Annotated in this window: 1 pseudogene; it reads left to right on the top strand. The window is 48.8% G+C overall.

Features of this window, described 5'->3' with window-relative positions:
- Positions 1-504 (top strand): annotated as a pseudogene (locus tag R7O13_RS31335) (undecaprenyl-phosphate glucose phosphotransferase); the annotation flags it as partial.

Here is a 504-nt window from a genome sequence, read left to right as displayed (position 1 = left end):
ATATCGCTCATGGCGGACAAGCACATTTAGAGAGCACATGTTTATTGTTTGCAGGGCGTGGTTAATGACAAGCGCCCTACTTTTCATGGTGCTTTACTTTTCAGACGTTTACCCTTTGTTTGACCGCAGTATCTTAGCGTTATGGGTTACTATTACGCCGGCATTACTGTTGGCGTGGCGAGTGACCTTTCGTACCGTTTTGGCCTCTTTGCGAAAAATGGGCTTCAACACACGCACCGCTATCATCATCGGCCAGACCCCTCACGGCATTACCCTTGCCAACGAGATTCAAAACCACACCGAGCATGGTGTTCTATTTGACGGCTTCTATGACGAACGCTCTAGCGACAGATTGCCTAGATCCGAATACCCAATCAAAGGCGCGGTAAACCAAGCGTTAGAACGGGCAAAACGAGGAGAAGTCGATTACGTATACATTGCGATGCCAATGCATGCTAAAGAGCGCATTGCTTCCATCCTGAACCAGTTCTCCGACACCACAGC

The sequence above is a fragment of the Vibrio sp. Y176 genome, assembly GCF_033438945.1.
Note: the sequence above shows the minus strand (reverse complement) of the source record. Positions and strands in the feature narration are given on the sequence as shown.